Here is a 25,300-nt window from a genome sequence, read left to right as displayed (position 1 = left end):
GTCCCCCCAGACAGCACAATCTTTCTCGAAGGCTGCAAGTCAAAGCGGGGAGGTGAAGGCGTGTTGTAGCGCAGTAAGATGGTTTGTTGCCGTCACTCTGCATTAGGATTGACCCATGAAGATCGAGCCACAAGACTTACTCAGCAAAATGTTTCAAGCTGCCGTCAACGCGGCTCAGCCTGAACATTGCATCCCGCCTTATCTGCCCGATGCTCCCAAAGGCCGCACCATTGTGATCGGTGCTGGCAAAGCATCGGCAGCGATGGCCCAGGCACTGGAGCGTCACTGGGACAAAGGCCCCATCAGCGGTGTTGTCGTCACCCGCTATGGCTACGGCGTGCCTTGTGATCACATCAAGATTCTGGAGGCCTCTCACCCCGTGCCGGACCAGGCCGGTGAAGACGCGGCCCGCGAAATTTTGCGCACGGTCAGCGATCTGAACGAAGACGATCTGGTTATTTGCCTGATTTCCGGTGGCGGCTCGTCTCTGCTGCCTCTTGCCGGAGAAGGCATCACCCTGGCGGACAAGCAAGCCATCAACAAAGCGCTGCTCAAATCGGGCGCTTCAATTGGTGAGATGAACACGGTACGCCGCCACTTGTCTGCCATCAAAGGTGGCCGTCTGGCAGCGGCTTGTGCCCCCGCCCGCGTCCTGAACCTGCTGATTTCCGATGTTCCCGGCGACAAGCCCATGGACATCGCTTCTGGCCCCACGGTGGCAGATCCCACCACGTGCGAGCAAGCGCTGGAAATCATTACCCGCTACGGCATCGAGATTCCAGCCGCAGCCCGTGCCCTGCTGGAGAGCGGCGATGGCGAAACCATCAAACCCGACGATCCACGCCTGGCTCATGTCACCACCCATCTGGTTGCTACACCCCAATTGGCCCTGCTGGCTGCAGCTCGTGTCGCTGAAGCCCGTGGCGTGCGTCCCGTCTTGCTGGGCGACAGCATTGAAGGCGAAGCGCGCGATGTAGGCAAAGTCATGGCTGGTATTGCCCTGAGCGTTTCCCAGCATGGCCAGCCTGCCCAGGCCCCCTGCGTATTGCTCTCGGGCGGAGAAACCACCGTGACCTTGCGCGGCCAGGGCCGTGGCGGTCGCAATGTGGAATTTCTGTTGTCCACCGCCATTGCCTTGAACGGGGCACCCGGTATCTACGGTTTGGCAGGCGATACCGACGGTGTGGATGGCCAGGAAGAAATTGCCGGAGCCTTCTGCGGTCCGGACACTTTGGAGCGTGCTTGGCAACAAGGTATACGCCCAAGGGCCAGTCTGGACAATAATGATGGTCATGGCTTCTTTGAAGCCTTGGATGACGCTTTGGTTACGGGCCCTACCCTGACCAACGTCAATGATTTCCGTGCAATTCTGGTTTTAACCCCTAGCGATTAACGCTTTTCTTTAAGGACTGGACATGAGAGACACGAAAGTACTGACCCTGGCCGATGTTAAAAAAATTGCTGCCGCTGCCGAGCAAGAAGCGCTCAAGAACAACTGGGCTGTCAGCATCGCCATTTGCGATGCAGGCGGCCACGCGCTCTGGATGCAGCGTATGGACGGCGCTCCCTTGATGAGCGCGCAGGTTGCTCCCGCCAAGGCACACACATGCGTGCTGGGCGGTGGCAAGCCCAGCAAGGTTTTTGAAGACATGGTCAACAATGGTCGCTTTGCCGCTCTGTCCATGCCCATCACGCCACTGGAAGGCGGCGAGCCGATTGTGGTGGACGGTCAAGTCATTGGTGCAGTCGGCGTGTCCGGCGTGAAAGCACCTGAAGACGCTCAGATCGCCCGCGCCGGTATCGCTGCTCTTTGAGCTATCGATCCCCCTAAGGACAACAACCCATGAAACGTCAACGTCATTCCCGCATTCTGGCTACCCTGGGTCCTGCCAGTTCTACGCCAGAACGCATTCGTGAACTGTTCGAGGCCGGCGCTGATGTGTTCCGCCTGAACTTCAGCCACGGCACACATGAAGACCACGCCGCGCGCTATCACACCATTCGTCAGATTGAAAAGGAAACCGGTCGCAGTATCGGTATTCTGATGGACCTGCAAGGGCCCAAGCTGCGCGTTGGCAAAATGCAAGATGGCCGCGTGACATTGGAAACCGGCCAGAAATTCCGCCTGGACCTGGACCCCGCCGAAGGGACCAGCCAGCGTGCCTACCTGCCTCACCCCGAAATCTTCGCTGCACTGGAAGATGGGACAGACCTGCTGCTCGATGACGGCAAGCTGCGTCTGCATGTGGACAGCTTTGGTCCGGATTTTGCAGAAACCACGGTCATGGTCGGCGGCCCGCTGTCCGACCGCAAGGGCGTGAACGTACCCGGCGTGGTACTGCCTATTTCGCCCTTGACCGAAAAAGACCTGATCGATCTGAAGTTTGGACTGGAATTGGGCGTGGATTGGGTTGCGCTGTCCTTTGTGCAACGTCCTGGCGACATCCGTGAAGCCCGCGAGCTGATCGGCGACAAGGCCTGGATCATGGCCAAGCTGGAAAAACCGCAAGCGCTGGAACACCTGGAAGAAATCGTCCAGCTGTGTGATGGCGTGATGGTGGCACGTGGCGACCTGGGCGTGGAAGTTCCACCCCAGCGCGTGCCTGTGTTGCAGCGTCAGATCGTGCGTACTGCCCGTGCGGCAGGCCGTCCGGTAGTTGTCGCCACACAGATGCTGGAATCCATGATCACCTCGCCAGTGCCCACACGTGCTGAAGCCTCCGACGTGGCTACCGCCATCTACTCGGGTGCTGACGCCGTCATGCTGTCTGCCGAATCGGCCTCGGGCCAGTTTCCGCTGGAAGCGGTGTCCATCATGGACAGCATCATCAAGGAGATCGAAAACGACCCTAGCTGGCGCACCATTCTGGAAGCCAACCACAGCACCGCCGAAGCCAGCACCGCAGACGCGATCTGCTGCGCCCTGCGTCGCGTGGCCAGCATTCTAGAACCGGCAACGAACGTGGCTTACACCACGACCGGCTTTAGCGCCTTGCGTGCCAGCCGTGAACGGCCCATCGCCCCTATCCTGGCCCTGACGCCCCGTGTGGAAACCGCACGCCGTCTGGCCTTGGCCTGGGGTGTCCATGCCGTACCCTGCGAGGACGTGAGCGATCTGGGCGAGATGATCGACCACGCTACCGATATGGCAGCGCAACATGAGTTCGCCCAGGCGGGCGACACCATCGTGATGATTGCCGGTGTTCCTTTTGGCACCAGCGGTCGCACCAACCTGCTGCATGTGGCCACGGTTCCACAGAAGTAAGTTCGCTCAACCTTGGCGATAAAAAAAGCCTTGTCCATCCACTATGATGGGCAAGGCTTTTCCTATTCAGACTGTGCAGTATTTTTTTTCATGTGAAGCCAAAACAGCGGCGGCGAGCCGCACGGGCATCAACAAGGCCAGAAGCCCCGTAAATGCTGGCCCTTCAAGACAGGACACTCACAAACAAAAGATACGGGCAAAAAAAAACCCGAGATCTAGAGATCTCGGGCAAATCCACCAAAGGAGGAGGGTGGAGGAGACAATCGTGGCAAGTTGGGCTACCAGATAAAGTATCGAGCCAGAAAGCTAAGGGTTATTACGCTTGTGCTTTTGCTTATTTCCCGCTTTCTTTTCAACATCCAATGACTAAAGTCTACCTACAAAAATGGTGCAATGCAAGATAAATACCGTGGAAAACCCTTAGACGCCCATCTTGTCGCTTTAATGCATCAATTTCCTAACGCAAATATCCTAGCAAGTATCTAGTCGTTATCCCTAGGGCAGCGAGCTTGCTCTCATTTACCACTCTTAGAGCGAGCCCACTTCCTCTTTCTGGTACTCCTCAATGGCCTGACGAGCAATACGGAAGCTGTCGACAGCGGCTGGAACGCCTGCGTAAATGCCAACCTGCAGCAACACCTCGCGGATTTTCTCCGTCGACAACCCATTACGCAACGCACCTTTGACATGCAATTTGAGTTCATGAGGGCGATTCAGCGCTGCAATCATGCCCAGATTAACCATGCTGCGCTCCGCCAGGCTCAACGTATCACGCCCCCACACATGCCCCCAGCAGTACTCCGTGACTAATTCCTGCAAGGGCTGCATGAACGCATCCGCCCGCCCAATCGCTTGATCGACATAAGCATCCCCCAACACCTGACGACGTATTTCCAGCCCTTTCTCAAACTTACTTTTGCTCATAAGGACAACCCTCCAAAAAGGCTGTATTTGATATCTAAATAATCATCAATCCCGTACTTTGAGCCTTCTCGCCCCAGCCCAGATTGCTTGATCCCGCCAAAAGGGGCCACTTCATTCGAAATAATGCCGCGATTAATACCGACCATGCCATAATCCAGCCGTTCGCTCAAACGCCAGGCCCGGCCCAGATCACGCGTGTAGCAATAGGCGGCCAAACCGAACTCCGTATCGTTTGCCATCGCCAGCGCCTGCTGCTCCGTATCAAACTTGAAGACAGCCGCCAAGGGACCAAACGTCTCATGTGTGGCCACCTCCATCTGAGCAGTGACGCCTGTCATCAAGGTAGGTTCAAAGAACCAACCTCCTCGCTCATGACGCTTCCCTCCCGTCCGTAGTTGCCCACCTTTATCCAGCACATCCTGAATCTGTGTCTGTATCTTGGCTACAGCACTTTCGTTGATCAACGGACCAATATCCACACCTGGCTGACACCCATCTCCCACCGATAGCGCTTGAACCTTGGCCTGCAACGCCGCCACAAACTCATCATGAATACCGGACTGCACCAGTAAACGATTCACACACACGCAGGTCTGGCCCGCATTGCGGAATTTAGCCACCAACGCCCCGTCTACCGCCGCATCCAGATCTGCATCGTCAAACACAATAAAGGGAGCATTGCCGCCCAGCTCCAGAGACACCTTCTTCAAGGTCTGTGCCGACTTTTCGTACAGCAACTTGCCAATGAGCGTGGAGCCGGTAAAGGTAAATTTACGAACCTGCTCACTTTGAAAAAATGCCTCACCAATCGCTTGGGCATCCCCAGTCACCACACTGAAGATGCCTGCTGGAACACCGGCCTGCTGCGCCAGATCCACTAAGGCCAGTGCGGTAAAGGGCGTCTCCAAAGCCGGCTTGACGATGCACGGGCAACCCGCCGCTAAAGCAGGACCGACTTTGCGCGTAATCATTGCCGCTGGAAAATTCCACGGCGTAATCGCCGCGACCACCCCTATGGGCTGCTTGCTGACTACAATACGGGCATCCGTATAAGGGCTGGGAATCAAATCGCCATATACACGTTTGGCCTCTTCGGCAAACCATTCAATAAAGCTGGCGGCATACACGATTTCCCCCTTGGCCTCAGCCAGAGGCTTGCCCTGCTCAGTCGTCAAGATCAAGGCCAGTTCATCGGCTTTTTCCAGCATCAAGTGATACCAACGCTTCAATACTTCCGAGCGCTCTTTAGCCGTCTTGCTTCTCCACTCAGGCCACGCCCGGACAGCCTCATCAATCGCACGTTGCGTCTCGGCCTGCCCCATATTGGGTACTGATCCAACGCACGATTGTGTCGCTGGATTGATCACTTCCCGCCGCTCACCCGTCTCAGCGTCACACCACTGCCCGCCAACAAATGCCTGTTGATGAAACAAACTCAGTTGATTCAACATCCTTTCTTTCCTTTTAAAACAGAGAATTAAACAGCTTCGGAGGCCATCCGGGCAGCCATGCTGGAACGCGCCTTGCCAACATTTAATCCGTAATACAGTAAAGCGCTGGCTGCCAGGCCAATCATCCAGGACACATCCACCCCACCGAGCACATCCCACCAAACTCCCTCGAACAACTCATTTTTCAGGAAAGGAAGTTGCACCAGAATGCCAAAAAAATAAGCACACAGAGCCTTCAAATTGAACTTGCCGTAACCCCCGCCATCCACGGCAAAAATAGCTTCAATGTCGTATCGCTTATGGTTGATCAGGTAAAAATCCAGCAAGTTGATCGCAACCCACGGTGCCAGAATAAACAGCAAGGCAAACACCGCATTGATGAAAATGCCAATGAAATTGCTGGAAGCCCACAACGCCGCCCCTGTTGAACCCAGCAGCAGGACCAGCGACAGCCCCACGCGAATCCGCTTGCTAGGCATCCACTGCCCTGCAAACGTCTGAATAAACGTAATGCACGACAGAACGGCGCCATAAAGATTCATGGCGTTATGACCGATGATGTTCAACAAAAACAGCACCATCAAAATGGAACCAAAGCCGCCCGTATAGGTTTTCACTGCCTGCATGGCATCGCTATGAAAACCAATACCCACCGCCACCATGCCAAACACAAAGGCAAAAATAGTGCCTAATGTTGAGCCCAAATACGTGTACCAGAATGGCTTTGCAATACCGATAGATTGGGGCAGGTAGCGGGAGTAATCAGAGGTATAAGGCGAAAAGCTGATTTGCCAGACAGCGCACAAGCCAAACATGGAGAACCAGCCTGTCGGGGTGAATTGCCCCTGGTTGAGCACCTGTGTATTAATATGCGGCACCATCAGAGCCATGCCAATGACCAGGGCGCCCCCCATGAACCACATACCAATCTTGTTAAAGCGGTGAATAAAGTGATAGCCCAAAATGCCAATACCGGTCGCCAATACAGCGCCCATGATGGTAGCGGTGGACAAGGGCAAAACCGGCACTACAGCATTCAAGGTCTTACCGGACAAAATAATATTGGAGACAAAAAACCCCAGGTAAATCACAGTAGTAAACAGCACGACCAACAAAGACCCGTAACGGCCAAACTGCGCACGACTTTGGATCATTTGCGGAATTCCCACCTGGGGCCCCTGGGCTGAGGACAAGGCATGGGCAATGCCACCAAAAAAATGCCCGCCACAAATCGCCAGCAAGGCACTGATCATGTCCAGTTTAAAAACCTGGATCGACATGGCACCCGTAATCACTGCCAAGGGCGCAATATTGGTACAAAACCACAAAGTGAATAAATCCTGTGGCTTGCCATGCCGGTCATCTGACGGCACATAATCGATCGAGCGGCTTTCAATCGCAAACACGCCCTGCTCTGGGTCCTGACACCCAGTTTCCAGTTGTCCCATAATTATTCTCTTAGGTGTAGTGAATCGTAGCGAGGCGTTGGCCCGCCGTGCTGCGCAAGCCAAGCCCTGAACAAGATCGTCGAAATACTGCGGTAGCTCCTTTACTTAACGCATGACGAATGGATCAGCCATCGGCTCATCCGAGGTGCGAAGCCAGACCGTTTTAGTCGTGGTGTAATCGAGCACCGCAGCCAGACCACCTTCGCGGCCGTGCCCAGATAGCCCGAACCCGCCAAACGACGCTAACGGCGAAATTGCCCGATAGGTATTGAGCCATACCACCCCCGCCCGCAAGGCTTTGGACAAACGGTGCGCACGAGTCAGTTGCGTCGTAAAGACCCCGGCTGCCAAGCCGTAGTCCGTATCATTGGCCTTGGCAATGGCGTCCTGCTCATCATGGAAAACGTCGACAGACAAAACAGGCCCGAACAATTCGATCCTCATGCTGTCTGCCTGCGGCGCCTGGCTGCAATCCAGTACCGTCGGTGCATAAAAATGGCCCACCGCTTCCAGTCGCTGACCGCCTACCAACAAGCGTGCGCCTTGAGCCAGGGAACTGGCCACCACACGCTCAATGGTGCTGATCTGGCGCACCGTGCATAAAGGCCCGTACTCCGTTGCCATATCCTGAGGATCGCCTATCCGGATCGCCTTCACTTTTTCAATCAGGCGCTCTAAAAAACGATCCTTGATACTGGCCTGCAGCAACAAGCGTGATCCGGCCACACAGCTTTGACCGCTAGCGGCAAATACCGCCGCTAACTGTGCATTGACCGCACTGTCCAGATCCGCATCGGCAAAGACCATCAACGGTGATTTGCCCCCTAGCTCCAGAGAAACCTTAGCCAGATTATTGGCACTATTGCCGACGATGCGCTGTGCGGTTTCCGGTCCGCCCGTAAACGCAATATGCGCGACTTTTGGGTGACTGCTCAACACGGCTCCGCACTCCGGCCCAAACCCAGTGATGACATTGACAACACCCGCCGGAAAACCCACCTGATCCAGCACTCGCGCAAAGGCCAACAAGGGACCAGGCGCTTCTTCCGACGCTTTGAGCACCACCGTGCAACCGGCTGCCAGCGCAGGACCAAGCTTGACGGCAGACAGAAACAACTGGCTGTTCCAGGGCACAATCGCCGCTACCACCCCCACCGGTTCACGCGTCATCCATACGTTCATATCCGGCTTATCCACGGGAATGAACTGTCCTTCGATCTTGTCCGCAACCCCGGCGTAGTATCGGTAATACTCCGCCACATAGGCGATCTGGCTGCGGGTTTCCCGAATAATCTTGCCCGTATCGACAGTTTCAATGGCTGCCAGTTCTGGCGCAGCTTGCTCCAGCAAGTCGGCCAACTTATAGAGCAACTTGCCCCGTTGGGAAGCTGTCAACTCGGCCCAGGCGGGATCATGCAAGGCACGATGCGCCGCCTCCACTGCCCGATTAACCTCATCAGAGCGGGCCTCGGGCATCTGTGCCCACCCCTGCCCACTTGCAGGATTAATACTCTCAAAGCTGGCGGCACCTGATTCGAACCGACCATCGATATACAGTTGAAATGGAGCCTTCATCGCGTATTCCTATGCAAAAGCTGGCATGACTTCATGAATCATGCGCTCCAACGACGCCTTCTTGCGTTCAAAGCTCATACCGGTATCAATCCAGAACGCATACTCGTCATAACCCATCGCTTCATAGGCTTTAAGGCGATCAATGACTTCCTGCGCCTGCCCAATGACATTGTTTTGACGCATGATTTGTGGCGAATACATGGGATGCGCCGCAATTTCCGCTTCACTTAAGGGCGCAATCAGGCCTTGTGAAATCTCACGCTCATTTTTGAACCAGGCACCAAAGTAGTTATAGAAAACATTGATTTCTTCGGCTGCCAATTGCGCATCCTGCTCACTGTCGGCCACATAGGTATGACGCAAAAGCATGATTTCCGGCTGTGGGATCTCCGAGAATTTCTGGCAGGCGGCCTTGAAATGACCCATCAGTTTTTCCACTTCTTCATCACCAAAATGCAGCGGGGTTACCTGCACATTGCAGCCGTTGGATACGGCGAACTCATGACTGTTAGGGTCTCGCGCTGCAACCCAGATCGGTGGGTGCGGCTGTTGTAAGGGCTGCGGAGCCGAAGTGGTCTTGGGAAACTGCCAGAACTCACCCTCATGGATGTAATCACCCTTCCACAAATTTTTCAGGGCAGGAATCAGTTCACGCATGCGTTGCCCTGCTCCCCACGGGTCCAGACCGGGCATCAGGCGCTCATATTCAAAGGCATAGGCTCCACGCGCAATTCCCAGCTCCAGTCGTCCATTGGTCAAGATATCCGTCATGGCGACCTCACCGGCCAGCTTGATCGGATGCCAGAATGGCGCCACAACCGTTCCCGTACCCAGCCGCACATTCTTAGTCTTGTTAGCCAGGTCAACCAAATTCAACAAGGGATTGGGTGCAATCGTAAAGTTCATGCCATGGTGCTCACCCGTCCAAATTGCATGCATGCCCCCTTCGTCAGCAATCTGGCACAACTCAATCATTTCTTCATAAAGCTGCTGATGAGTCTGTTGCTCATTGACACGCTCCATATGAATGAAAAGAGAAAAACGCATTTCAAAACTCCTGATTCAACATCTCTTTGACAACACCGGCCTCATGACTGCCTCGATACCAGCCATAGGTCTTGACCTGACTTTCACGGCGATAGCGGGCCAGCATGGCGACCTGGGCGGAGTCGGCCATTGGCCAGTCCTCCAAGGCACCCAGATCGACATAACATCCCCGCAAAGACTCGCTCAACGGCGTATTGCACAAAAAGGAAATGTATTGATGTTGATTGGCTGCGTGGTGATAGACCGCGTACACGAAACTGGCTGACGCCTCGGGCTGGACCTGGTTCAGCAAGCGATTCAAGGCCTCATCCGCTCCCTGCAGTCCGACCTCGATCGCTGGCAATGCCCATGTTTTGTCTGCGTTCTGCTCCAGCAGCACTTTATTGTCATGAACCACAATGGCATTGAGCACGACTTTAGGTCCGGCAATAACCTCGGTCGACAAGGCGGCGGGCGTGAAATAGCCGCCGCGATAATAGCCTAGGCCGGCATAACCGGCGGACTCAAAGTTCATGACCCGCCCAATCAAGATGGCATGATCGCCCGCGTCTACCACCTGATGCATGCAACAGTCGAACCAGGCGCTGCTGCCGCCCAACACGGGACTGCCATGTTCACTGAAGTGCCAGTCCAATCCGGCAAAGCGATCGGGGTTAGGGCGGGCAAAGGTATTGGAGATATCTTTTTGACTCTCAGCCAACACATTGATAGCAAAATGCCCAGTACCAGAAAAGGTCTCAAAATTACTGGACGATTTGGCAATGCTGACCAACAACAAGGCCGGGTCCAATGAGACCGATGAAAAAGAATTGGCCGTAAAGCCAACTGGTGCGCCATCGTCCGTACGCGTCGTAACCACCGTAATACCCGTCATGAAAGCACCGAAGGCCTCGCGCAGCGCTTTTTTTCTGTCTTCCATTATGTTTCCTCCTGTTGACGCTCAAGCCACAGCATAGTTGCAGCTTTGCACTGCCAGCCATCGCGTCAGGGCTTGGTTGACCTGATCAGGCGCTGTCAGGTTCACCATATGTCGTTCACACTCCAGCACCACCGCCGTCCCTTTTGCCGACAAGCTGGCCATCGTGCGCGACATCTGCGCGGTAGAGTTAGGGTCATCCGCCCCGGTCAATGCCAACACAGGGCACTGCACCTCGGACCAACGATCGGCATATAGCACATCGCCGTAAGCAAATGCGCTGTAGGCAGTGGCATAGCCTTGCAAGTCCACTTGCTCCAACCAACCTTTGACCTTGCTCACAATGGGCGCATGCGCAGGGCCGGTTTCAAACCAACGAGTCAGCGGGGTCTGCACATCCACATACCCTTCCGTCAACGACTGCGCCCGGGCAATCACCGCCTGACGTGCTGCTTGGTCACGCCGATGCACGCCATTGACCACCGCCAGTCGCCGGACTAAATCCGGACGCTCTATCGTGACCCCCGCTGCGATCAAGGCCCCCATCGAGTGACCACACAAATTAACGGGGCTCAGGGCCATGTTTTCCAGAAAATCGATCATCCAGTCCACATAATCAGCCAGCGTCGCCCCCGACATCAGGGGCGTGCTTTGACCATGCCCAGGCATATCCACCGAGATCACCTGATGCGTTGCCGCAAAGAAAGCCATCTGGGGATACCAGGCCTCGGCCTGCATGCCAACGCCGTGAATCAGCACCAAGGGCTCGCCTGCTCCTTGCTCCAGATAATGGGCAACGCGCTTATTTGACAGCAGCCGGATTTTCGACATCATGACCAAGCTCTTTCAAATCCGAGTAACGATCGCCAATACGATGATTCGGGCGCCCAGCGGTCGCGCCACCGAGCACCACGACGATTTCATCGGCCGCAGGCGCATCCGGCACAGCAAACTGCAAAGTCAGATAATGGGAGCGACGACCCTCATCATTCTTGTCCATCATCGGTACCAGAATGGGGGCATTAGCGGGACCACGGGTATTCGTGAAGGCCAGGTAAGACTTGGCTTTGACAGCGCTTCGATAAATATTGCCAAAGTGCAGCGTGTGGATCAGCGCGGAGGCATGCTCCAGCTCGCCATCCAGACCGACAACGGCGCTTTTACCAAACGCTTCGACCGCATCGCCTGAACCAATTTCATCAATGATGAGTTTGGTCAGATGCTCGCTGAGCTGCGGCGCAATGTCACGAATCTCTGGCGATAGATCCTCAACGAACCCACGACCGACCCAGGGATTACGAAGGATGGCGGCTGCCGCCACCATTTTCAAAGGACGCTCACCGGCCTTAAGGCCGTCCATATACACCGTCTCGACATGCAAAATGGTTTTTCGTATCAGGCTCATTCCACAACCTTCTTGAAGATATAAATAAATAAACGAAGCGCCATTATGGTGTACCATCTTATGGTATACCAAGTAGGGAATACCCGTATAATAGATCGATATCATTGCGTCTACCTTCATCACCAGCGGAATACGCTACGATGTAGCCACTTTATTTATTCAGTTTTTTTCATCATGAATCTGAAGATTGAGCATCCTCCGGCCACGTTGCGTGAACTTTGCCAAGCAAAACTTCGCAATGCGATCATTACTGGCTATTTCCCTTCCGGCAGACGGCTCGTTGAACGCAGCTTGGGAGAAGAGCTGGGAGTTAGCCGCAGCGTAATACGAGAAGTGATTCGATATCTGGAGGCCGAAGGCCTGGTCGAAATCTTGCCAAACAAGGGCCCGATCGTAGCCACCTTGAACTGGGACGTCGCCTCGCAGATCTACCAGGTTCGTCTTTTGCTGGAGCAAAGCGCGGTTGCCGACTGTACCCGCAACCTGACCGAAGACACGGCGCAAAAACTGAAAACCGCACTATCAGAACTGAAAAACAGTTTTGGCACCGAAGACATCCCCCTGATTCTGTCGGCATCCGCCCAGCTCTACGAAACCATTTTCACCGCCGCACACCACCACATCGCCTGGGAAATTGTGCAGCGGCTTAATGGCCGAATCAGCCGCCTACGCGCCATGACGCTCAAATCCACTGATCGGGAGCTTAGCGGACAGTTGCGGATCCAGCGTATTTGCGAAGCAATCTACCTGCATCGAGATGCCGACATGGCTAAACAAGCCGTTCTGGAACACATCACAGAAGCAGCCGCCATTGCCCAACGTATTCTGGCCACTCAAGAAGGAGACAACTGAAATGGCTGCCTACTGGATCGCTCATATCGATATTCTGGACCCCACGCGCTATACGGATTACACCAGCGTCGCTCCCGCGGCTTTTCAAAAATATCAGGCTAGATTTCTCGCCCGAGGTGGCCAGGCCACCTGCTTAGAGGGTCAGGCATATCAACGTCAGGTTGTGATTGAATTTCGCGATTACGAGACTGCTTTGGCCTGCTATCACTCCCCCGAATACCAAGCGGCTAAAGCCAAGCGCCAAGGATGCAGCGTCGCTCAAATCACGATTGTGAACGGCCTTTAAAGCTCCCCAGTCATTCCAATACAGACGGTCAAACACCTTTTTGGTGACGGCTGTGCAAAATAAAGAGCCTCATTCACACGGCACGAGCCCGCCCTCCGCTACTGTCGCCAGATGAGGGACGTGCTTCTACTCTGGAGCAATCTGGCGACAAAAAACCCGGCATCAACAAAAGGGCCGGGTTTCGTTTAAAAGAGGCAAAATCACAAACGATAAGCCGTCGTCGTCATGACTTTGGACATCATGCGCATCAAGGTTTTTACCGGAGGCGGCAAACCCGCTGCACCATGATTTTCGGCTGTGCGGCGATGCTCGATTTCGTCATCGCGCATTTTTTCCACAATGCGGCGCGAACGATTATCGGTGGCTGGCAAGGACTCCAGATGGCTTTCCAAGTGCTCCTCAACCTGACGCTCGGTCTCGGCCATAAAGCCCAGGTTATACGGCACCCCTGCCCGGCTGGCGAGCAAGCCCAAGGCAAAGGAACCGGCGTACCACAAAGGGTTGAACACGCTGGGACGGCTGTCCAGCTCACGCAAACGATCATCGCACCACGCCAGGTGGTCGACTTCTTCCTGGGCGGCTTGCAGCAGCACTTCGGTTGCCTGGGGATCTTTGCACAGCATGGCCTGGCTACGGTACAAGGCTTGGGCGCAAATCTCGCCTACATGGTTCACACGCATCAAGCCGGCAGCATGGCGGGCTTCGTCAGCCGTAATCTCGGACACTTCCTTGCCAGCGGGATTCGGGCGCGACGCGCGTGCCGAACGTCCCAATACTTCCAGGGCCCGATTCGTCTCGCTCAGAATCTGGTCAAAAAAGCTGTTACGTCGGTACAGACGGGTATCGCTGTTGGAAACGGTATGGCTCATGAGGACACCTGCAAAACAAAATGGATGGGTATTATTGCCGCAAAAAGGCGATCACTGCCTTGCTCTCAGACAAGAGCCAAAGCAATGGCAGCACACAAGCCATGATAACCAGGCCTATGCCGGCAATCTCTTGGTCAGACTGCAGATAGAAATTACAGAGCCGAACCGGATTGTCGTAATACAGCAGACCAACAATGGCCATCATCCAACTGAAGTTACCGAAGAAGAACAAGCGAAACACCAGGTGGGCGCGTCGCCAGGACTCCATGAACACCATGCCCATCAAGACCAGACCGATATATTTGGCGGTGGCCATGGGAGGCGATACCAGAACGTCGTCCAGTGCTTTGGGAACCATCCAGTAAGCCGCGGCAAAGCTGACCATGATCAGACCGGGCAAACCATATTCATTCAGGGCGTAATACGGGCGCAGCAAGGCCTGCATGGCAGCCGAACGGCCTACGCCCTGATAGCGCAGGGCCAGCTGCAAGGTAATGCCTGACAAGACCAACAAGGGAATATGCACCAGCATGTGCAGACTCATGGAGGCCGTCAGGGGCCGGTCCCAAAAGGCGGCAGCGGCAAACAGGAGCGCCGCCAGCAAGGCCAGGGCACTGCCAAAATAAGGACGTACTTTAGGGGATTCGACGACACGTTTTAAGGACATTACATCGCTCCCTTCTTATCCAGATCCTCGAGGGCACGCTTGGCATACGCCAGGGCCAACATAGGTTCACCGTAATCCACGATACGACCCAGGCGCGGTTCGGCACTGACAACGTGATAGGCCGCGTTGTGCTCGTACTCATCAAAAGGGGCGGGAATAACGACGATACCAAAATCATCCAGCACACGCTGACGCTGTTCGCCGGGCATCATGGTGACAAATTGCCAGACGTCCGGGTTGGCCTTCATGGTTTTGCTATAGCGGCGCAGGTGATCAGGCGAATCGGTGGGATCAAAACTGATGCTCAGCAGGCGGATACGGTCCTGCAAGCCTTCGTCCACAATCGCTTTTTGCAGTTGCTGATACTCCGAGCCCATCGCCAGACATAGCGTGACACAGCGGGTATAGATGAAATTGACGATGGTAATACGGCCATCGTTTTGCAGCAGAGAGCTTAGCTGGGTACTGCCCCCGGCAGGGAGCAGTACTTCGACATCGGAGATCAGACGCGGCGAGGCGGCAACATCATTGCGACGGGCCGTCTCGGCTGTCAGGGCGGAGAACCCTTGCGTCAAATGGGCCAGTGCCCCAATACCCAGGGCGAAGACCAGGAGAATACTTATAAATAGTCTCATCGCTGGCCCATCATTTCAGTCTTACTCTTCCATGGGAGCCAGATCAGCGTCCCCATTCCAATGATCGGTTTTATCGGCTGTTTTTTCACGTTCGGCTTTGACAAAGGCCACGTCCACAGGATCGGCGCTATTGCCACCCAATTCTGTACGCAGGTAATTAACAACGGCCGTCATTTCCTCGTCATTGAACTTCTCGCGGAACTCGGGCATCGCACCATTGTACTTATTCCCCTTGACCGTGATCTCACCCGTAATACCGTGCAGCATGATCTGGACCAAAACCTCAGGCTTGCGCAGTACCCATTCGGAACCCACCAGCGGAGGGAACACGCCTGGAACACCGGCACCCGTTGCCTGGTGACAGGCAGCACATTGGGCCACAAACAGCTGCTGACCATCTACTGCGCCTTCTGGCAACTCGAAGTCGGCAACGATACGGTTGTCGCCCACGGTTGCGTCATGACTCAGGTCACTGCTGAAAATATAGTAGATGCCCCACAGGAACAGACCTGCAATGATCAGCAGAACCACCCAAGGGATCGGTGCTGCGTTCTCTTCCGGATCGGAATGCTCACGCAGCTGTGCTTCATATTTACGATTGTCGCTCATTCTAATTCTCCGAGGCGCCCCGCCCTGCGGGGCGCGCTAGCTCAGCAATGCCTGTTTATTTGATAACGCTGGCTGGCGATACGGGATACGTACGATCCAGCGCCAACAGGTATTCAACCAGGTCCAGGGCCTCTTGCTTGGCCACAACCACCTTGCCTTCTGGTGCGAAATCACCTGGCAAGTTGACAACCTTGTCGCCTTCCTCTGCCTTGTCCTTGAGCTCGAACATGAAGGGGTATGAAGGCATATTGCTGCCAGGAGTATAAGCACGAGGCTGATACAAGTGACCCAGGTGCCAGTCCACGCTAGGCTGACGAGCACCAATATTGAGCAAGTCTGGTCCAGTACGCATGGTGCCGAGCAGGTGAGGTGTGTCGTAGAAGTAGTCGCCTGCTACCGAGGCACGACCCCAGCCACGCTGGAAGTCAGGAGCCTGGTTCTGGCTGCGTGGCTGCTGCGAGTGACAGTAGACACAGCCCATATCAATGTATTGCTGACGGCCGCGCAGTTGCACTTCCGTGTAAGGCTTCAGGCCTGGAGAAGGCTCCACCTTTTTAACTTGCAGGTAAGGGACAACGACCAGAGCCGATGTGGCCAGGGCGAGCGTCACCATGGCGCCGCCCAATAGTTTGTATTCGCTTTCCATGACTAAATCATGCCTCCACTACATTGCGAGTTGCCGAGCGCTGGTGAAACAGGGCTGGACCAATACGACGGCTGCCATAGCGCAAAGCCATTGCCACAAAGTGGAAGGCAAACACAAGGTGACCCAGAGTCATCAAACCACCGCCAATCGAGCGCGACTTCAGGTAAGGCATCGTGACAAACACCGATTCCATGAAGGCTTTGGCAGGATCAAGCATGGCCAGACCTTGCAACCAACCGCCAATGCTCAGACCAATAGCGTAGATGGAGAAACCAATCACAACCAGCCAGAAGTGCAGGGAGATCAGTTTGGGGTAAGGCCACTCCCAGGACAGCACGCGCGGCATCACGTAGTAGATGGCACCGAACATCACGATGGTAAAGAAGCCGTACAAGCCGATGTGGGCGTGGGCAACCGTGAAGTGCGTGAAGTGGGTAATCGTGTTGATGCTGCGCAGCGCTTCAAAAGAACCTTGAATGGAGCTGACGGTGTACATCATGCCGCCCAGCACGATAAAGCGCAGGGTGGGCGAGTGAATCAGGGTACGGAAGTGACCCTTCATGGTGTAGTGCTGGTTGATCGAGAAAGCCAGCACGGGGATGATCATCATCATGCTTTGCACGATGGACAGGGTAACCATCCACTGCGGCACAGGACCGCCAACCAAGTGGTGACCACCAACCTGACCGTAGAAAAATGCCAGACCCCAGAAACCCACCAGAGACAGGTTGTAGGAGCTGATAGGCTGACCGATGATCTTGGGCAGGAAGTAATACACCGAAGCCAGAGCCATCGGGGTGTAGAACAGACCCAGCACGTTGTGGCCAAACCACCAGTTCATGGTTGCTTGTTCAACACCCACGTGCACGGCAGGCAGGTTACCGACCAGGAACAGGATAGGGAACCAGAACAGGGCTGCGCCCATGTACCACACCGACACATACAGGTGGTGAGCACGACGGTTTTGCAAGGTGAAGACCAAAGGCAAGGCAGCCAGAGCACCACCGATAACCATCAGGATATCAACCTGCCAAGGCATTTCCAGCCATTCCATACCGTCGGTGATACCCATCGCGATACATGTCAGGCCGATAGCCAGGCCAATGTTCCACAAGATCCCGCCCGTGATGGCATAACGCGCACCGATCAGGGGAGTCTTGAGCAAACGAGGCAGCATCCACATGGCAACGCCGAACGCGGCCATTGGAGCCCAGCCGTAAGCCACACCGTTCAGGTGCAGCGTACGCATGCGACCAAAGGTCATCCAGGCGTGTTGCGTCAGAAATTCGGGATCGTGCAGCTTGATCGAGCTGATCAAGCCTGCCGTCGAGGCAAAGATCAGCCAGAAGACCGAACAGGCCAGCAAAATGAACGTGACCTTGGCGGAGGAGCGGTCGGCTTCCACGCGTTCTGCCAATTCAAGGCTCAGCGCCTGACGATCTTCAGCCGAAATTGCCTTGCGGCCCATTTCTTCTTGAAGTGCCTGACGTTGTTCAGGGGTGGCGGAGGGGTCATCTACCTGCCCGATTTCGCCTTTGGAGAAGATCTCTCGCGAAGCAGCGGGACTGTGGTCAAAGAAGTTACGGCGTAACGACCAGATGAAAACAAAGAGTCCTGTAACGGACAATATGAAAGCTAGTAGCAGTATTGAAACGGTATTCACAATGATCCAGGCCTGGTTAATGTGAAGCTGCCAAGCAGCTCGGCGGCACCTTGACGCGTCGCAGATCAAAAGAGCATGGACGCAAAAAATCTGCGACTGCCTAGGTCGCGAGAGCCGTCATGTTAAAACACCCGCTTGTGACGTCCGAATAAAGCCCCCATTGAAAGCAAGGTTTATTGAGACAGAACAAATACGAGCACGACATTTTTTGGTATACAGGCGACAGCCATTATAGGCGAGGGTAAACCCCTGTGACATATCTGTTTCAAAATGCCGTGTACCGCACTGCATTTTATCCTAGGACAAACAACAAAACCAGTCTAAATCTTACAAAGAGCCTGGTTCTGCTCTGATTTGCCTATATGGAATTTCTTATACGGGCCACGGCAAGCCCAACACAAAGCCGTAATCAGAGGCAACAAAACCAGGTGTGGTCGACATAGCCCCACAAGCAAGCGGCAGACGTTTCACACGACCTCATCAAAAAGTACAATCACTGCTATCAATCTACTGACGAGTCTTGGCTCGCACTGCAAACAAAGGAATTCATATGGAATGCACAATCGACTGGGGCGGCAAAGACGGAATGTTGTTCGTTGCCCGTACAGGCAGTGGTCATGTGACGGCCATGGACGGTGCACCTGAAGGGGGCGGCAATAACCTGGCTCCACGCCCCATGGAAATGCTGCTGACCGGCGCCGGTGGCTGCGCAGCCTACGACGTGGTGCTGATCCTCAAACGTGGTCGTCACGCCATTACCGGCTGTCAGGTCAAACTGACGGCCGAACGCGCCGACACCGACCCCAAAGTCTTTACCAAGATTCACTTCACCTTTGTGGTCACTGGCAAGGACCTGCCCCAGGCCGCCGTTGAGCGCGCCGTACAACTGTCGCACGACAAGTACTGTTCCGCTTCGGCCATGCTGGGCAAAACTGCCGAGATCACCCATTCCGTCGACATTCAGCAAGCCTGAGGCCACCATGTCCCTCTATCCCTACGAAGACCTGCTGCGCCTGGTCTACACCCAAGGCACTCCCAAAGGGGACCGCACCGGTACCGGCACGAACTCGGTATTTGGCCACCAAATGCGCTTCGATCTGTCGCAGGGTTTCCCGCTGATCACCACTAAAAAGCTGCACACCCGCAGTATCTTTATTGAATTGCTATGGTTTTTGCGTGGTGAGTCCAATGTGCGCTGGCTGCAAGAGCGCGGCGTAACCATCTGGGACGAATGGGCCGACAAGGACGGCAATCTGGGCCCGGTCTATGGTGTGCAATGGCGCTCCTGGCCCACTCCCGATGGCCGTCATATCGACCAGATCAGCCAGTTGGTGGAGCAAATTCGCAAGAATCCCGATTCACGTCGCCTGATTGTTTCGGCCTGGAACGTGGCGGATGTGGGCCAGATGGCCCTGCCCCCATGCCACGCCCTGTTCCAGTTTTATGTGGCCGACGGCAAGCTGTCCTGCCAGCTCTACCAGCGCAGTGCCGATATTTTCCTGGGTGTGCCCTTCAATATCGCCAGCTACGCCTTGCTGACTCACATGATGGCGCAGCAATGTGACCTGGAAGTGGGCGATTTCATCTGGACCGGCGGCGACTGCCACCTGTACTCCAACCACTTCGAGCAAGCTGAGTTACAGCTCTCGCGCGAGCCTCGCCCCTACCCCAAGCTGACGATCAAGCGCAAACCCGCCAGTCTGTTCGATTACGAGTACGAAGACTTCGAAATCACCGACTATGATCCTCACCCCCATATCAAGGCGCCTGTTGCCGTATGAGTTCTACCCCTTTCATTCGTCTGGTCGTTGCCTATGCGGCCAATCGCTGCATAGGCAAGGATAACGACCTGCCCTGGCGCCTGCCTTCCGATTTGCAGCACTTCAAGCGCGTGACCATGGGCTTGCCCATCATCATGGGTCGCAAGACCTGGGAGTCGCTGGGTCGTCCTTTGCCTGGCCGCCCGAATCTGGTGATCAGCCGCAATGCGGATTACCGGGCAGAAGGTGCACAGGTGTTCAGCAACCTGGACGATGCCCTGGCAGCCTGTCCCGGCTTTGAAACCGCTTGCGTGATTGGTGGCGAACAGCTTTTCCGTCTGGCCCTGCCTGTGGCGCAGGAACTGATCGCCACCGAGATCAAGGCAGATGTGGATGGCGATACGTTCTTTCCCGAACTGCCTGCCGGTGAGTGGCAGGAAGTGGAGCGCCTGCCTCAGCCTGAGGAAAACGGTTTCACTTACGACTACGTGACGTATCGCCGCCGTAGTTAAGAAAACCGGCTACTTGGCCCAAGCTATCCGTCTCACTGCACGCTTAACCGCGTATGCTCGAAACCAAATAAAAGGCCTGAATCCGATGACACGGATTCAGGCCTTTTTTGCGATCAGTCCGCCGAAATCAGGCAAGACCAAGGCGTATTCCTGCTAACTCAATATCTGAGCTTACTCAGCCACCGCTGCATAAGCAGGGCCATCCAGCAAACCTTGCAGATCAGCTGGATTGTCAGCCTTGAGCTTGAAAATCCAGGTATCAAACGGAGCTTCATTGATCAGATGGGGCGCATCGGACAAAGCCTGGTTGAACTCCACCAGCTCACCCGCCACTGGTGCGTAAATGTCGGAGGCGGCCTTCACCGACTCCACCACGCCTGCGGTGGCACCCGCAGCAAGACGTGTACCTGGGGTGAAGTCACCCACAAACACCAGGTCGCCCAACTGATCTTGAGCAAAGTCGGTAATGCCAACCAGCACAACACCGTCTTCATCTTTGGCCCACTCGTGGCTTACTACGTACTTTCTATCTCCTGGCAGCTGCATATCGCCTCCCTGACTGACCAGCCAACAATCCCGATGATTTCAGAAACGGCAGCAGACCATGCCCACTGCCCTTCCCGCTCGCATACTTAACCTTGCTCTGCCTGTGTCTTCAAGGCACGTGCACACGCTGCTGCCGACGCCCAGGCCCATTGGAAGTTATACCCGCCCAGCCAACCGGTGACATCGACCGCTTCACCGATGAAGTACAGACCAGGTACTTTACGTGCTTCCATGCTCTTCTGATTGAGCTCGCGCGTATCCACGCCGCCGCTCATCACTTCCGCCTTTTTATAGCCTGCGGTGCCACTAGGTTTCAACTCCCAGCCATTAATCACCTGTCCGACCGTACGCAATACACGATCCGGCAGATCGGCCAGACGTTGCTGCCCCACGCCTTTGGGCAACAAGTCCGAGGTATCCAGCCATTGTTCGACCAGACGGCGCGGCCACAAAGTCGACAAGACCGTGACCAATTGCTGGCGATTACCCGCTTTCAGATCCAATAATTGCTGCGCAATGTCCTGACCAGGAGCCAGGTCCACACTAATGGTCTCGCCCGACTGCCAGTAGCTGGAAATCTGCAAGATGCCCGGCCCGGACAAGCCACGGTGCGTGAACAGCAGATCTTCCAAAAAGGCCTGGCGTTGCTTGCCCTGCCCTGTGCTGACTTCCACTTCCAGAGCCATTCCGCTCAAGGCAGAAAATGGCTTCCAATCCCGACCATCAAAGGTCAAAGGCACTAACGCCGGATGCGGTTCGATCACTTTCAAGCCGAAGTGACGTGCCACGCGCAAGGCATAGTCCGTGGAACCCAGCTGCGGAATCGCCATGCCACCCGTGGCAATCACCACCTGCAAGGCATTCAAATCCCCCTGACTGGTGCGCAGCACAAAGCCTTCCTCGGTACGGCCAATGGACTGCACCGAACAGGGCATGCGCCAGGACACCTGCCCTTTCAAACACTCCTGGCGCAGCATCTGGATGATGGACTCGCTGGAGTCATCACAGAACAACTGGCCTTTGTGCTTTTCATGAAAACCGATGCGGTACTCTCGCACCAGTTCCAGAAAATCCTGGGGGGTATAGCCCGCCAAGGCCGAGCGGCAAAAATGCGGGTTCTTGGACAGAAAATTCTCTGGCGTGGTGCCCGTGTTGGTGAAGTTGCAGCGCCCTCCACCGGAAATACGGATTTTCTCGGCCAGCTTTTCAGCGTGATCAATCAGTACCACTCGCAGGCCGCGCTGGCCTGCGATACTGGCAGCCATCATACCGGCCGCACCTGCGCCGATGACGGCAACATCAAAAAAAGGGATCACGCGGGTTTACTCGTTGGTTTCAGACTCAAGCACGCAATCTACGTAGTAGCGCGGCAGTCCATCGGGGCCGATATCCTGCGCCAGTCCATGCACATAGGTCTCAAAGCCAGGGAAGCGGGCATTGAACTCGCGCGCAAATTGCAGGTACTCCACAATGCGCGAGTTAAAGCGTTCGCCAGGAATCAGCAAAGGGATGCCTGGAGGGTAAGGCGTCAGCAAGACACCTGTCACTCGACCCTCCAGCTCGTCAATACCCACGCGCTCGATATCGCCATGCGCCATCTTGGCATAGGCATCCGAAGGCTTCAAAGCGGGAACCATGTCGCTCAGGTACACCTCGGTCGTCAGACGGGCCAGATCATACTTGCGATAGGCCTGGTGAATCTGCTGACACAGGTCACGCAAACCCATGCGCTCGTAGGTAGGCTGAATCTTGCAGAAGTCCGGCAAAATGCGCCACATGGGCTGATTGCGGTCGTAATCGTCCTTGAACTGCTGCAAGGCGGTCAACAAGGTATTCCAACGGCCCTTGGTGATGCCAATAGTGAACAGAATAAAGAAGGAGTACAGGCCGGTTTTCTCGACTACCACGCCGTGCTCGGCCAGATACTTGGAGACCAGAGCGGCAGGAATACCCTGTTCAGCAAAGGTGCCGGAAATATCCAGGCCAGGAGTCACTACCGTGGCTTTGACCGGGTCCAGCATGTTGAAGTTGGTCGACAACTTGCCAAAGCCGTGCCACTCCGCATCGGAGCGCAGAATCCAGTCGTCGCGCTCGCCTATGCCTTCTTCAGGCAGATTGTCCGGGCCCCAGACCTTGAACCACCAGTCGTTCTCGCCATATTCCTTGGATACCTTGCGCATGGCGCGACGGAAGTCCATGGCCTCGCAAATGCTTTCCTCGACCAGGGCGGTACCGCCGGGCGGCTCCATCATGGCCGCCGCCACATCACAGGACGCAATAATCGCGTACTGCGGGCTGGTGCTGGTGTGCATCAGGTAGGCTTCATTGAACACGTTGCGGTCCAAGGGGCGGTTCTCCGCATCCTGCACCGTAATCTGGGACGCCTGCGACAAGCCAGCCAGCATTTTATGCGTGGAGTGCGTGGCGTAGATCATGGTGTCTTTGGTGCGTGGACGGTCCGCGCCAATGGCATGCATGTCGTGATAGAAGTCGTGAAATGCAGCATGCGGCAGCCAGGCCTCATCAAAATGCAGCGTAGGGATCTTGGAATCCAGAGTTTCCTTGATCATTTCCACGTTATAGATCACGCCATCGTACGTACTTTGCGTCAGCGTCAGAATACGGGGCTTCTTGTTCTTGGCCTTGCTGGCAAAGGGATTGGCCTCGATCTTGCGCGCAATGTTTTCCGGCAGGAACTCGTCTTGTGGAATGGGACCAATAATGCCAAGGTGGTTGCGCGTGGGGCGCAGGAACACTGGGATAGCGCCCGTCATGGTAATGGCGTGCAGGATCGACTTGTGGCAGTTACGGTCCACTACCACCACGTCGTTATTGGCCACATTGGCGTGCCAGACGATCTTGTTGGACGTGGACGTGCCGTTAGTCACGAAAAAGCAGTGGTCGGCATGGAAGATGCGGGCGGCGTTGCGCTCGGCATCGGCTACCGGGCCGGTGTGGTCCAGCAACTGACCCAGCTCGTCGACCGCATTACAGACGTCGGCACGCAGCATGTTTTCACCGAAAAACTGGTGAAACATCTGGCCAACCGGGCTTTTCAGGAAGGCGACGCCACCCGAGTGCCCCGGACAGTGCCAGGAGTAAGAACCGTCGGACGCGTATTTGACCAGCTCGCGGAAAAACGGCGGTGCCAGGCTTTCCAGGTAGGAGCGTGCTTCACGGATGATGTGGCGCGCCACGAACTCGGGCGTGTCCTCGAACATGTGAATGAAGCCATGCAGCTCGCGCAGAATATCGTTGGGGATATGCTGCGAAGTGCGTGTCTCGCCGTACAGGTAGATGGGGATGTCCTCATTGCGGAACCGCAGCTCGCCAATAAAGGAGCGCAGGTTCTTGATCGCATTGGCGACATCCTCCGGGGAATCCACATCGAATTCCTCATCATCAATCGACAAAATGAAGGCGCTCGCGCGGCTTTGCTGTTGCGCAAAAGAACTGAGGTCACCATAGCTGGTGACCCCTAGAACCTCTACGCCTTCGGCCTCTATCGCCGAGGCCAGGGCTCGAATGCCCAGGCCCGACGTATTTTCGGAACGGTAGTCTTCGTCGATGATGACGATAGGAAAACGAAACTTCATCCAGAACTCCTAGGTACGAGGCAGGGTAACGCCTAGCTGACCTTGATATTTGCCGCCGCGGTCGCGGTACGACACTTCGCACACTTCATCGCTTTCAAAGAACAGCATCTGTGCGCACCCTTCACCGGCGTAAATCTTGGCTGGCAGCGGGGTGGTATTGGAAAACTCCAGGGTAACGTGGCCTTCCCATTCGGGTTCCAGCGGAGTTACGTTCACAATAATGCCGCAACGGGCATAGGTGCTCTTGCCCAGACACATGGTCAACACACTGCGAGGAATACGGAAGTACTCAACCGTGCGGGCCAGCGCGAAAGAATTGGGCGGAATAATGCACACATCACCGACGAAATCCACAAAGGATTTTTCATCGAAAGCCTTGGGGTCCACGATGGTCGAGTTGATGTTGGTGAAAATCTTGAATTCGTTGGCACAACGCACATCGTAGCCATAGCTGCTGGTGCCGTAGCTGACGATACGTTGTCCGTCTACATTGCGCACTTGGCCTGGCTCGAAAGGCTCGATCATGCCTTGGGCAGCAGCCCGCCGAATCCAACGGTCGCTTTTGATACTCATAAGAAATTAGCCGCCTTAAATCAGTAACCGGTTATTTTATCGTTTAGATACACAC

The 25,300-nt window shown here is 55.3% G+C and carries 26 protein-coding genes; 8 read left to right on the top strand and 18 right to left on the bottom strand.

The genetic code is table 11. The annotated features are described in order from the left end of the window. The first annotated feature begins 115 nt into the window (after positions 1-115). Genes KOE80_RS00995 through pyk form a run of 3 tightly spaced genes read left to right on the top strand, consistent with a single transcriptional unit; the run spans position 116 to position 3,265 of the window. Positions 116-1,393, top strand: coding sequence for a glycerate kinase (locus KOE80_RS00995; RefSeq protein WP_035271254.1), 1,278 nt, complete (start codon positions 116-118; stop codon positions 1,391-1,393). 22 nt (positions 1,394-1,415) lie between these two features. Further along, positions 1,416-1,814, top strand: coding sequence for a GlcG/HbpS family heme-binding protein (locus KOE80_RS00990; protein ID WP_009461115.1), 399 nt, complete (start codon positions 1,416-1,418; stop codon positions 1,812-1,814). Positions 1,815-1,843: 29 nt separating this feature from the next. After that, positions 1,844-3,265 (top strand): pyruvate kinase, encoded by a 1,422-nt coding sequence (gene pyk, locus KOE80_RS00985; protein ID WP_226348140.1) that lies wholly within the window; start codon positions 1,844-1,846, stop codon positions 3,263-3,265. A gap of 528 nt (positions 3,266-3,793) precedes the next feature. Here the strand turns inward: pyk and KOE80_RS00980 are convergent. The 8 genes from KOE80_RS00980 to KOE80_RS00945 all read right to left on the bottom strand — a co-directional run bounded on the left by KOE80_RS00980 (position 3,794) and on the right by KOE80_RS00945 (position 12,031). Further along, complete coding sequence (locus tag KOE80_RS00980) at positions 3,794-4,189, bottom strand: carboxymuconolactone decarboxylase family protein (protein WP_226348139.1); 396 nt, start codon at positions 4,187-4,189, stop codon at positions 3,794-3,796. Further along, complete coding sequence (locus KOE80_RS00975; RefSeq protein WP_226348138.1) at positions 4,186-5,640, bottom strand: NAD-dependent succinate-semialdehyde dehydrogenase; 1,455 nt, start codon at positions 5,638-5,640, stop codon at positions 4,186-4,188. Before KOE80_RS00975 ends, KOE80_RS00980 begins: the two co-directional genes overlap by 4 nt. A gap of 26 nt (positions 5,641-5,666) precedes the next feature. Beyond that, a complete protein-coding gene (locus KOE80_RS00970; protein ID WP_226348137.1) occupies positions 5,667-7,088 on the bottom strand; it encodes a purine-cytosine permease family protein in 1,422 nt (473 codons plus the stop codon). A gap of 105 nt (positions 7,089-7,193) precedes the next feature. Then, positions 7,194-8,663 (bottom strand): aldehyde dehydrogenase, encoded by a 1,470-nt coding sequence (locus KOE80_RS00965; protein ID WP_226348136.1) that lies wholly within the window; start codon positions 8,661-8,663, stop codon positions 7,194-7,196. Positions 8,664-8,672: 9 nt separating this feature from the next. Then, positions 8,673-9,710 carry an LLM class flavin-dependent oxidoreductase gene (locus KOE80_RS00960; protein ID WP_226348135.1) on the bottom strand — a complete coding sequence of 346 codons (1,038 nt, stop codon included), beginning with the start codon at positions 9,708-9,710 and terminating at the stop codon, positions 8,673-8,675. Position 9,711: 1 nt separating this feature from the next. Then, positions 9,712-10,629: a flavin reductase gene (locus tag KOE80_RS00955; protein ID WP_226348134.1), complete on the bottom strand. Its 918-nt coding sequence runs from the start codon at positions 10,627-10,629 to the stop codon at positions 9,712-9,714. 21 nt (positions 10,630-10,650) lie between these two features. After that, positions 10,651-11,460 (bottom strand): alpha/beta fold hydrolase, encoded by an 810-nt coding sequence (locus KOE80_RS00950; RefSeq protein WP_226348133.1) that lies wholly within the window; start codon positions 11,458-11,460, stop codon positions 10,651-10,653. Further along, positions 11,429-12,031, bottom strand: a complete 603-nt coding sequence (locus KOE80_RS00945; RefSeq protein ID WP_226348132.1) for an amino acid synthesis family protein — start codon at positions 12,029-12,031, stop codon at positions 11,429-11,431. The genes KOE80_RS00950 and KOE80_RS00945 overlap by 32 nt, the downstream gene beginning before the upstream one ends. A 174-nt stretch (positions 12,032-12,205) precedes the next feature. Here KOE80_RS00945 and KOE80_RS00940 point away from each other — a divergent pair, with 174 nt between their 5' ends. Both KOE80_RS00940 and KOE80_RS00935 read left to right on the top strand, forming a co-directional pair. Next, a complete protein-coding gene (locus tag KOE80_RS00940) occupies positions 12,206-12,883 on the top strand; it encodes a GntR family transcriptional regulator (RefSeq protein ID WP_226348131.1) in 678 nt (225 codons plus the stop codon). A 1-nt stretch (position 12,884) separates the two neighbouring features. Next, a complete protein-coding gene (locus tag KOE80_RS00935) occupies positions 12,885-13,169 on the top strand; it encodes a DUF1330 domain-containing protein (protein ID WP_226348130.1) in 285 nt (94 codons plus the stop codon). A gap of 200 nt (positions 13,170-13,369) precedes the next feature. On the opposite strand, the gene coq7 is transcribed toward KOE80_RS00935, so the two are convergent. Genes coq7 through KOE80_RS00905 form a run of 6 tightly spaced genes read right to left on the bottom strand, consistent with a single transcriptional unit; the run spans position 13,370 to position 18,258 of the window. Further along, positions 13,370-14,038 (bottom strand): 2-polyprenyl-3-methyl-6-methoxy-1,4-benzoquinone monooxygenase, encoded by a 669-nt coding sequence (gene coq7, locus KOE80_RS00930; protein ID WP_045930824.1) that lies wholly within the window; start codon positions 14,036-14,038, stop codon positions 13,370-13,372. 31 nt (positions 14,039-14,069) lie between these two features. Continuing rightward, complete coding sequence (locus KOE80_RS00925) at positions 14,070-14,705, bottom strand: hypothetical protein (protein WP_226348129.1); 636 nt, start codon at positions 14,703-14,705, stop codon at positions 14,070-14,072. Continuing rightward, positions 14,705-15,340: an SCO family protein gene (locus KOE80_RS00920; protein ID WP_009461119.1), complete on the bottom strand. Its 636-nt coding sequence runs from the start codon at positions 15,338-15,340 to the stop codon at positions 14,705-14,707. Before KOE80_RS00920 ends, KOE80_RS00925 begins: the two co-directional genes overlap by 1 nt. A gap of 21 nt (positions 15,341-15,361) precedes the next feature. Beyond that, positions 15,362-15,949: a c-type cytochrome gene (locus tag KOE80_RS00915; protein WP_026485026.1), complete on the bottom strand. Its 588-nt coding sequence runs from the start codon at positions 15,947-15,949 to the stop codon at positions 15,362-15,364. A 55-nt stretch (positions 15,950-16,004) separates the two neighbouring features. Continuing rightward, positions 16,005-16,595: a cbb3-type cytochrome c oxidase subunit II gene (locus KOE80_RS00910; RefSeq protein ID WP_226348128.1), complete on the bottom strand. Its 591-nt coding sequence runs from the start codon at positions 16,593-16,595 to the stop codon at positions 16,005-16,007. 7 nt (positions 16,596-16,602) lie between these two features. Further along, positions 16,603-18,258, bottom strand: coding sequence for a cbb3-type cytochrome c oxidase subunit I (locus tag KOE80_RS00905; protein ID WP_035271261.1), 1,656 nt, complete (start codon positions 18,256-18,258; stop codon positions 16,603-16,605). Positions 18,259-18,808: 550 nt separating this feature from the next. Between KOE80_RS00905 and KOE80_RS00900 the strand changes: the two genes are divergently transcribed. The 3 genes from KOE80_RS00900 to KOE80_RS00890 are packed head-to-tail and all read left to right on the top strand — an operon-like array spanning position 18,809 to position 20,530. Next, complete coding sequence (locus KOE80_RS00900; RefSeq protein ID WP_226348127.1) at positions 18,809-19,231, top strand: OsmC family protein; 423 nt, start codon at positions 18,809-18,811, stop codon at positions 19,229-19,231. Between the two features lie 7 nt (positions 19,232-19,238). Further along, a complete protein-coding gene (locus KOE80_RS00895; RefSeq protein ID WP_035275513.1) occupies positions 19,239-20,039 on the top strand; it encodes a thymidylate synthase in 801 nt (266 codons plus the stop codon). Then, complete coding sequence (locus KOE80_RS00890; protein WP_026485021.1) at positions 20,036-20,530, top strand: dihydrofolate reductase; 495 nt, start codon at positions 20,036-20,038, stop codon at positions 20,528-20,530. Before KOE80_RS00895 ends, KOE80_RS00890 begins: the two co-directional genes overlap by 4 nt. A gap of 171 nt (positions 20,531-20,701) precedes the next feature. Here the strand turns inward: KOE80_RS00890 and gcvH are convergent, their stop codons facing one another. From gcvH to dcd, 4 genes are all read right to left on the bottom strand, one after another. Beyond that, a complete protein-coding gene (gene gcvH / locus KOE80_RS00885) occupies positions 20,702-21,076 on the bottom strand; it encodes a glycine cleavage system protein GcvH (RefSeq protein WP_021446974.1) in 375 nt (124 codons plus the stop codon). An 86-nt stretch (positions 21,077-21,162) separates the two neighbouring features. Beyond that, a complete protein-coding gene (locus KOE80_RS00880; protein WP_226348126.1) occupies positions 21,163-22,392 on the bottom strand; it encodes an NAD(P)/FAD-dependent oxidoreductase in 1,230 nt (409 codons plus the stop codon). A 6-nt stretch (positions 22,393-22,398) separates the two neighbouring features. Beyond that, on the bottom strand, positions 22,399-24,672 hold the full coding sequence (locus tag KOE80_RS00875; protein WP_226348125.1) for an arginine/lysine/ornithine decarboxylase: 2,274 nt from the start codon (positions 24,670-24,672) through the stop codon (positions 22,399-22,401). Between the two features lie 9 nt (positions 24,673-24,681). Next, positions 24,682-25,245, bottom strand: a complete 564-nt coding sequence (gene dcd, locus KOE80_RS00870) for a dCTP deaminase (protein WP_009461128.1) — start codon at positions 25,243-25,245, stop codon at positions 24,682-24,684. Between the last annotated feature and the right edge of the window lie 55 nt (positions 25,246-25,300).

The sequence above is a fragment of the Alcaligenes sp. 13f genome, assembly GCF_020496585.1.
GTDB classification, from domain to species: Bacteria; Pseudomonadota; Gammaproteobacteria; order Burkholderiales; family Burkholderiaceae_B; genus Alcaligenes; species Alcaligenes phenolicus.
Note: the sequence above shows the minus strand (reverse complement) of the source record. Positions and strands in the feature narration are given on the sequence as shown.